The following is a 9395-nucleotide window of genomic DNA, read 5'->3' as shown; positions in this document are numbered from 1 at the left end:
GAAATTAGCCACCTGGCTAAGTTAAAGGCAGAAGGCCTTTATTTTTTTGCCCAAATTTGAATGAGTAAAACAAAAAATAGGCTTTTAGAAGAATTTTACTTCTAAAAGTCTATTTGTCTACAGTCTGGGCCTCAGCTATTTAGCTGAGGCTTTTTTTGTATTCTCAATTTATTTGCTGTTTTGGAAAAAAATGACAATCATTTATGCTTGGCAGGCTAAAGTCTTTGTTTGTAAGGTTTTAGGATGGGAAATATTGCCAAGCTAAAACAATTTTTCTAGCTGAACAAAATAATTTTGGAAAAGTGAAGCGGTTCTTTTGCTTCTAATAAATAACCCCTCTATAATAAAATTTATCAAGTGATAAAAAAGTAAAAATTGTTTTTTTTAGAATAGGAGAGTCAAAATGAAAAAGGTTATCGTGGTTGGTGCTGGAGTTGCGGGGATTGCGGCAGCGATTCGGTTGCAATATCTAGGTTATGAAGTTGAGCTTTATGAAAAGAACGACAAAATCGGCGGCAAGATGAATCAGATTAGTCGAGATGGCTTTCAATTTGATGTAGGGCCGACAATTGTCATGATGAAGGATATTTACGAGGAGGTGTTTACTTTTTGCAATCGTGATCCAAAAGATTATTTTACGATGGAAAAGGTTGATCCGATGCTTCATTTGTATTTTTCTAAAAATGAACCGCTGTCGTTGTCCTCTGACTTGAGTCAGCTGGTGCCCACTTTGGAGTCAATCTCAGAGGCAGATGCTGAAGGCTTTATGGCATTTCTCAGCGATATTTATAAAAGATATTTAATTGCTAAAGAAGCTTTCATTACCAAGTCCTTCCGCAGTTTTTGGGATTTTTATAATCCCAAGTCGCTGATTGCTGGCTTGAAGCTGAAAACCTTCAATGATGCCTACTCTTCGATTTCAAAATTTGTTGAGGATGAACGCCTAAGAAAAGCCTTAGCATTTCAAACCTTGTACATTGGTGTCTCCCCTTATCAAGGACCATCTTTGTACACGATTATTCCGATGATTGAGCTCTTTTACGGTGTTTATTTTATTAAAGGCGGAATGTACGGTTTTGCTAAAGGTATGGAAAAATTGTTTTTGGAATTAGGCGGCCAGCTACATTTGAATACAGAAGTAGAAGAAATTTTGATTGAAGATGGTTTAACCCGGGGCATTCGCGTGGCTGGTGAGGAAATTTATAGCTCGTCGGTTGTCGTGGGGGCGGATTTTCCCTATGCGATGACCCAGCTGATTCCCGATGAAACAAAACGAGGGAAATATACCAATCGTAAAATTGATCAGATGGAATACTCTTGCTCTTGTTTCTTGCTTTATCTGGGAGTAGATAAAAAGTATCCGGTGGAGGCACTGCATTCGATTTATTTTGCTGATGATTTTAAGAAAAACGTCGACCAATTGTTTGAAACAGGTGAGTTTCCTGATGACCCGTCCTTTTATATTTATGTTCCCACTAAGATGGATGAGAGTCTGGCGCCGGCTGGTCACGAGGCCGTATATGTGCTGGTGCCGGTACCGGAATTATCTAAATACGACGACTGGTCTGCTGAAAAAGTTGCCCAATATCGTCAACAGATTTTAAACAAGATGAAGGAAGAAACCATTTTTTCTGATATTGATGAACACATTGTTTTTGAAGAACATTTTACGCCGGTTCGTTTTGAAAAAGAGTTTAACGCCTATAATGGTGCTACTTTTGGCTTGAAACCAACCTTGAAACAAAGCAATTATTATCGTCCCCATAACAAATTTGCTTATGCAGACAATTTATATTTTTGTGGCAGTAGCACCCATCCCGGGGCAGGGGTGCCGATTGTGATGCAAAGCGCCAAACTAGCAGTAGAGGAGCTGATGAAAGATGATCCATCAATTTGAGATTCACCAAAAAGATTTTCTGTACTGTGAAGAAATAATTAAGAAGGCCTCCAAAACTTTTTATGCGGCTTTTTCGCAATTGCCGGAACAGCAGGCGTGGAGTATTTATGCGGTTTATGCTTTTTGTCGGGAAGCCGATGATTTAATCGACGAGGATAATGATATTGAAGGCCTCTATCGTTTGGAGGGGGAACTAAAGGACTTTGAAGCTAATAAGGTCCCTGACCGTCCTTTGTGGCGGGCGCTTTCTGTGGTTTTTCTAAATTATGATATGGATATTCAGGCATTTTATGATATGTTGGCGGGGCAAAAACAGGATGCCGATTTCAAACAGCCGCAAACACAAGCCGAGCTTTCCCAATATGCTTACAATGTAGCTGGCTCAGTTGGTTTGATGCTGCTGCCGATTCTTTCAGATAATTGGCGGGAAATTATTCCTCAAGGTAAAAAACTTGGCGAAGCATTGCAGATTACCAATATTTTAAGAGATATTGGCGAAGATTATGAAAATGGTCGAATCTATTTACCTGCGGCGGTCATGAAAAGATATGGTCTAACAGAAGAAATGTTAGCCGCTAAAATAATTGGAGCTGAATTAATTTCCGTCTGGGAAGACCAAGCGGCGATTGCTGAAAAATTATATGTTGATAGCCTGAAAATGATGCCTAATATCAATCCAGAAGCCCGTTCGGCTTTATTAGCGGCCAGCTATTACTATCGGGAAATTTTGGTGGTCGTGCGCAATAGTCACTATCAAGTTTTTTCAGAAAAGCCAAAGGTCAGTCATCTGCGGAAGTTGTCACTGCTGGCTAAAATTCACCAAGAAGTTACAGAGATTGTCGAGTATTAAGTTTCAAACTGCAGCAGAAGTCTGCCGGAAATCAAATAAGTTGGATTGCCTGAAGTTTTTAAAAGGGACAGTTTAAAATTTGATTGTCTAATTGACTGATGCTGCTTTTTATTTACTTCAAAAATAAAAAGTCTACTAAAAATTTTGAAATACAGCGGAACTGTTGCTTCAATAGCCTTGAGAGTGTTATTCCAGCAGGGTTTTATAAAATGTTTTCATCAATTGCCCAGTTGAAAACTTCAATTGTGAACAATTGATTAACACTAAAAAACAGAAGCTGTTAGAATAAATTTATCACTTGATAAATTTTTAATTTTAGGAGCTGGATTCAATGTTTTTAGCCATCAATGAAATTTTACATTCAAAGCTGCGCTATGCCTTGGTAGTTGGGGTGATGTTTTTAATTGCCTATCTGGTATTCTTTTTAACCGGTTTAGCTTACGGCTTGGCCCAAGATAATCGAACGGCTGTCGACAAGTGGGATGCTGAGTACATTTTACTTTCCGAGGATGCCAATTCAAATTTAAATATGTCAATGATTCCCCTGAGTGAGGCGGATGAATTAGATCAAGAACAGATTGGTGTTTTAGCGCAAACCGCTGGTGTGATTGCCAAAGTCGGTGACAGCGATGAAAAAATTAATGCGAGCTTTTTTGGGATTGACGCCGAGCAATTTTTAGCCCCGAATTTAATTGAAGGGGAAATGTTTGCAAACGATCAAGAGGCAGTGGCCGACAGCAGTTTAAAAGAGCAATATGGGGTTCAACTTGGTGATGAAATTCAATTGGCAGGTAATGATCAGCAGTTTAAAATTGTTGGCTTCACCGACAATGCTAAGTTTAGTGTTGCCCCCGTTTTATATACGACCATAGGCGCCTATCAAGCAATCCGCTTTGAACAGCAGGGAGCAGAAGGCCAAGCCCGGATTAACGGAATTGTCCTTAAAGATGATTTGACCGATGTTCCAGAGGGCTTAGAAAAAATTGCCATCAAAGATTTTATTAATGATTTGCCGGGCTATAGTGCTCAGGTTTTGACCTTCGGCTTTATGATTGGCTTTTTAATTGTGATTGCGGCGATTGTTATTGGTATTTTTATCTATGTACTGACGATGCAAAAAATAACCATTTTTGGCGTGATGAAAGCACAAGGGATTTCTGGACGCTACATTGCTAATTCAGTGGTGGCACAAACTTTTCTTTTAGCAGTTATCGGTGTTGCTCTAGGTCTCTTGGGAACCGTTGGCACAGCTTTGGTTTTACCGGAGGCAGTGCCTTTTGAAAGTAATTGGCTGTTCTTTGGCGGCATCAGTCTTTTGATGATTGTGATTGCTGTACTGGGAGCTTTTTTCTCAGTCAGAACGATTGTTAAAATTGATCCGTTGCGGGCTATTGGTTAAATTGATTGCATTTTTTGTCTTGGCAGTTTTAAACAGGAGAGCAGCTAAAACAGAAATGATTCTATAAAGTGTGAAATGCAAAGCACAGCAAACCAGCTACCCTTTCGCTGCTGCGGTTGAAAACAGGAAGCCCCAGCAGCGAAAGTGTGGCGATGTAAACAAAATGACATACGGATGAGGCTACTGACGAAAGTGGAAGATCTCCTTGGAGTTCCTGAAATGAAATCTAAGATTTTCAGCACGCATACGATTCGACTACTTGGTTCTTTTTGGATAAGTCGAACTCGCAAATAAAACTGAATTTCTAAAAGAAATTCAATACATTAATACGAAGTAGGATTTCAGTTCCGCTTTTGGCAGAAGTAAAAAAAGGTCATCTATTCTGATGAAAATACAAAACATGAACAATGATGTTTAGCGGAATGACATACGGATGAGGCTAAAACTAAATTTTTGGAAAAAATTTATTCCCGAAATATGAAGCAGGATTTCAGTTCCGCTTTTGGCAGAAGCCGACAAGGTATCATCTATTTTTTCTCAAAAAATAATTACTCACCAGAGATGTTTAGCGGAATGATATACGGATGAGGCTAAAAATAAATTTTTGGAAAAAATTTATTTCCATAATACGAAGTAGGAGGGATTTTCAATGGAAGCCATTCAATTTAAAGGCGTCACCAAAAATTTTAAAGATGGCGATGCGACGATTGAGGCGTTGAAAGAGACGGATTTTTCTGTTAATCAAGGGGAGCTGGTGGCTGTGATTGGGCCTTCTGGTTCTGGCAAGAGCACGTTTTTGACCATTGCTGGTGGCTTGCAGACGCCGACAAACGGTGAAGTTTTTATTAATGAAGAAAGCTTTAGCGAGCTTTCGGAAAAGAAACGGGCCAAAACTAGATTTAAAGAAATTGGCTTTATTTTACAGGCGTCAAATCTGGTTCCATTTTTAACTGTCCAAAAGCAATTTTCTTTGGTGGATCAAGTGAATCATAAGCAAAATCGCGAATTTCGCGATCAGCTGTTGGATCAATTGGGCATCATTGAATTGAAAAATAAATATCCGGAGGAATTATCCGGCGGTGAGCGGCAGCGGGTGGCGATTGCCCGCGCTTTATACAATCAGCCGGCGATTATTTTGGCGGATGAGCCGACCGCTAGTCTGGATACAGAGCGGGCGTTTGAAGTCGTGGATATTTTAGCAAAGGAAACCAAAGAGAAAAATAAAGCGACAATTATGGTGACCCATGACACGCGGTTGATTGATAAATGTGATAAAGTCTATATAATGAAGGATGGACAGTTAAAAGCCAAATAAGTTAGGAGGCGATTTAAGTGGTTCATCGGTATGACAAAGATACTCAAGAACGAATTTTAACTGAGGCCAACCGCTTATTTATGAGTAGAGGCTACCTCGGAACATCGACGCGGGAAATTGCGAAATCGGTAGGGATTACTCAGCCGAATCTTTATCATTATTATAAGGATAAAGAAACACTTTATCGGGCGGTTGTTGAAAAATTATTACAGACCGTTGGCGTATCGCTACGGGAGATTGTTGACAATCCGGCTCAGAATTTTCAGGAAAAATTGACGGCGATGGCGGAATACTTAATCGCCACTCATTTTGTTGATTTATTTATGATGCTTCATGATATGGAGACACAAATGTCACCAGAAATAAGAGGGGAAATGTTTGTCCTCTGGAATAAATTTTATCGGCAGCCCTTTGAAGATTTATTTGTCCGCAACCAACAGGAGCTGCGGCCAAATGTTTCGCCAAAACTGGCAGCCCGCCACTTTTTCTTAATTTTGGCGCCGTATATCAATCAAAAGCGTTCTCCGATGGAGGCCTCAATTGCCACAAGTCAGCTGATTGATTTGTACCTGCATGGTGTTAGCCAAGAGAGCTGAGGACTTTTTGAACCAGCGTTTAAAGATGCTGGTTTTTTGCTGTCTGCAAAGGATTCGTTTCATTGTTCAAAAGTGGCGAATTTCAGTACACTTAAAGATAAAGTGAGGATGACCAGATGACATTTTATGGAATTCATTATTTAGAGAGCCAAGGCAATCTCAGCAACTTGATAAAGTACGGCATTATTTTTGCGGTACTGATTTTTTTCTTAATTGTCTTTGTCCGCTATTTGAAATCGCGGCTGAATACTAAATATCGCGACTTGAGTTTGATTTTATTTCTCTGTCTGCTGTTTGTGGCTGGTACGCAATACAATCAATATGTGCAAACGGAAACTCAAACGGCGAATACTAGCCAAATGGTTAGCTTTATAAAATCGGCGGCCAAGCAGCTGGGGGAAGAAGAGGATGCCGTGTATGTGAACAGTACCAATCTGCAAGATCAGCTCGTTTTGGCGATTGCTGATAAGTACTATGTAGTGGAGCTTAGCACCGACCGCAATTCATTTCGGATTGAGCCGACCTATTTAACGAATACGGAAGTTACCAAGATTGATTAAAGAAGCGTGCGATATTTTAAAAGGAGAATTCAATGAGTATTTTTAGTCCAGTGATTATCAAATTGGCTTTGGGATTAATTTGTTTAATCCTGCAAATAAATATTTTTGGCAAGGGCAATCTCGCGCCTGCTTCGGCCGTCGATCAGGTGCAAAATTATGTGCTGGGGGGCATTATCGGTGGCGTGATTTACAACGACCAAATCACGATTTTACAATTCGTGCTGGTGCTGGTAGTCTGGACAACGCTAGTGTTAAGTTTGAAATTCGGCAAAGAGCATAATCGCTACATTAAAAATTTTGTCGATGGCCGTCCGACTATTGTAATTACGAATGGCACAATTGATGTCGAAGCCTGTTTGCGCCACGGAATTTCTGCCAATGACTTAATGTTTAAGCTGCGCAATGATGGCGTTTATCAAATCAGCAAGATTAAGCGGGCTATTTTAGAACAAAATGGGCAGTTGACTGTGATTGAACAAGGCGACCCCAACGCCAAGTACCCGATTATCGCCGATGGTCAAATCAATTTAGATGTTTTGGAAATCATTGGCAAAGATAGCGACTGGCTGGCAAAAGAAGTCAGCGAACTTGCCGGAAAAAGCATTGACCAAATTTATTTGGGGGAATATGTCTCTGGACAGTTAAAGCTTTATGAATATTAGCTTTGGCAAGGGCTCAATCTCAATAAGCGGCGTCCAAATTTTTTTGATTGAAGACTGAGATAAAATTTTTGAAAACAGAAATTTCAGCAATTGAACTGAAAGAAAAAATTATAGTGACAAAATCGTTAGCCTTTTCGATTAATTGAGTTGGGTAGTGGAAAATAGAGTTTGCTATACTGAGAATGAGAAAATCAGGAGATGGGGTGGGCAAGTGGCACTAGGAAAATTTTTTAGACAATCATGGCATATTTATCGTCAAGGCCTAGGGCGAATTATTTTGCTGAATGTGAGTATCCAGCTCTTTTTGGTGATTGGGGTTTCTCCGCTGTTGAATTGGCTTTTAGAGGAACTGCTGTGGCTCAACGGCATCGACTATGTGTCGTTTAATAATTTAATGACAATTCTCGAACAGCCCCTCTTGGTTGGCGGGCTGCTGCTTTTATTTTTAGCCTTTATCAGTGTGGTTTACTGTCAGTTTGCTTTTATGTTTTTATATTTTCAAAATATGCTGGAAGACGGCGGAAAAACGTGGGGCCAGCTATTATGGCTAGCGGTCAAACGCTTGAAAAAAATTCGGCTGGGAGCTTTTTTATTTTTAACCGGTTATTTTATTTTGATTATCCCCTTTGGTAATTTATTTTTGCGCTCATCGCTGTTATCGAAGGTCGTGATTCCCACGTTTATTTTTGACTACCTCTTGAATAACCTGCTTTATATGGCAATACTGGCGCTATTATTTCTGATTGTCTTTTTTATCGGACTGCGGCTATTGTTTATTTTACCGGAATTTATTTTGACCGACAGCTCATTACGGCAAGCCATCAAAGCCAGTTTTCAGAAGACGAAAAAACGTGAGCTAGCCTTGATTGCCAGAGGCGTATTAGTGGTGCTATTTATTTCGGTGGTCACTATTCCCATTTTTTTAGGGGCTTATTACCTACAAAATTATCTCGATAAATTTGTGGCGATTTCTTTTTATACAGCATTAATCAATCTGCTGGTATTGCAATTACTCAGCCAATTTTTATCTGGTTGGGGCCTGACCTGTTATTTGATGATTGTTATGGATGTAGACCCGACCGAAAAAATTCAGTTTTCAGCCGGCAAGCGCCGTTGGCTCAGCGTAGGGATTTTAGTGTTATTTATGAGTGTTTCGACCATCAGTTACAATGCCGCTTATCTGCTAGGCATCACGCTGAAAAGTCCGGTGATGATTTCCCATCGAGGAGTCAATGGCAATAACGGTGTGCAAAACACGATTCCAGCGCTATTGGATACAATTAAAAGTCAGCCGGATTTTGTGGAGATGGATATTCATGAAACCAAGGATTTAAATTTTGTGGTGATGCATGATGAAAATCTGCGGGCGTTGACTGGCGTCAATCAACCGCCGCATAATTTAACATTGGAGCAGCTGACGGCCTTAACCGCCAGTGAAAATGGTCATTCCGCTAAAGTTGCCAGCTTCGCCGATTATTTTGCGGCGGCTTTGGCGCATAATCAAAAATTGTTAATTGAAATTAAAACGACAAAGATGGATTCACCAGATTATGTTGCCAATTTTTTAGCGGCTTATGGCGATGGGATTGTAGCTAGCGGCAGTGAGATTCATTCGCTGGATTATGCAGTCGTGCAAAAGGTCAAAGAGTTGCGGCCGGATATTTTTGTCAGCTTTATTTTGCCCTTCAATCTCTCCTTCCCCAATACGGATGCGGATGCTTACACCATGGAGGAGACGACGTTGACCGACAGTTTTATCCAAAAAGCGGCTTTGCGGCAGAAAAAAGTGTACGCTTGGACTGTCAATGAAAGTGATGAGATGGAGAGCATGCTCTTTTTAGGCGTTGATGGCATGATTACCGATGATTTGACGACCTTAAAGCAAGTTGTTAAAGATAATTTAGATGAGCCGTCTTACGCCACTAGAATTTTATCCTACTTGAATCAATTAAATCCCAATAATAGTCACCCAGAAAATTAAAAAACTGGCAAGCGCTCCTGACGATAAGCTGATTTCAAAAGTATTTTTTGAAAATCAGCTCTCGGAGAACTTGTCAGTTTTTTGTAGTAGCCAAGATTTGTAGCGCTCAGTTGGATAAGTCTCATTAGGTGCAGA

Annotated in this window: 8 protein-coding genes; all 8 read left to right on the top strand. The window is 40.1% G+C overall.

The window, feature by feature from the left end; translation table 11 throughout:
• Nucleotides 1-403: 403 nt before the first annotated feature.
• The 8 genes from ACYSNU_RS10600 to ACYSNU_RS10565 all read left to right on the top strand — a co-directional run bounded on the left by ACYSNU_RS10600 (nt 404) and on the right by ACYSNU_RS10565 (nt 9260).
• Nucleotides 404-1897, top strand: coding sequence for a phytoene desaturase family protein (locus tag ACYSNU_RS10600; RefSeq protein WP_461737185.1), 1494 nt, complete (start codon nt 404-406; stop codon nt 1895-1897).
• Entirely contained in the window at nt 1881-2747 is an 867-nt protein-coding gene (locus ACYSNU_RS10595; protein ID WP_461737184.1) for a phytoene/squalene synthase family protein, read from the top strand. The genes ACYSNU_RS10600 and ACYSNU_RS10595 overlap by 17 nt, the downstream gene beginning before the upstream one ends.
• 331 nt (nt 2748-3078) lie before the next feature.
• On the top strand, nt 3079-4146 hold the full coding sequence (locus tag ACYSNU_RS10590; RefSeq protein WP_461737183.1) for an ABC transporter permease: 1068 nt from the start codon (nt 3079-3081) through the stop codon (nt 4144-4146).
• Nucleotides 4147-4795: 649 nt separating this feature from the next.
• On the top strand, nt 4796-5461 hold the full coding sequence (locus tag ACYSNU_RS10585; RefSeq protein WP_461737182.1) for an ABC transporter ATP-binding protein: 666 nt from the start codon (nt 4796-4798) through the stop codon (nt 5459-5461).
• Between the two features lie 17 nt (nt 5462-5478).
• Nucleotides 5479-6057 (top strand): TetR/AcrR family transcriptional regulator, encoded by a 579-nt coding sequence (locus tag ACYSNU_RS10580; RefSeq protein WP_461737181.1) that lies wholly within the window; start codon nt 5479-5481, stop codon nt 6055-6057.
• Nucleotides 6058-6173: 116 nt separating this feature from the next.
• On the top strand, nt 6174-6617 hold the full coding sequence (locus tag ACYSNU_RS10575) for a DUF3290 domain-containing protein (protein ID WP_461737180.1): 444 nt from the start codon (nt 6174-6176) through the stop codon (nt 6615-6617).
• A 32-nt stretch (nt 6618-6649) separates the two neighbouring features.
• Nucleotides 6650-7279, top strand: coding sequence for a DUF421 domain-containing protein (locus ACYSNU_RS10570; protein ID WP_461737179.1), 630 nt, complete (start codon nt 6650-6652; stop codon nt 7277-7279).
• Between the two features lie 211 nt (nt 7280-7490).
• Entirely contained in the window at nt 7491-9260 is a 1770-nt protein-coding gene (locus ACYSNU_RS10565; RefSeq protein ID WP_461737178.1) for a glycerophosphoryl diester phosphodiesterase membrane domain-containing protein, read from the top strand.
• Nucleotides 9261-9395: the final 135 nt, after the last annotated feature.

This window comes from Enterococcus sp. LJL120 (assembly GCF_054871765.1).
Note: the sequence above shows the minus strand (reverse complement) of the source record. Positions and strands in the feature narration are given on the sequence as shown.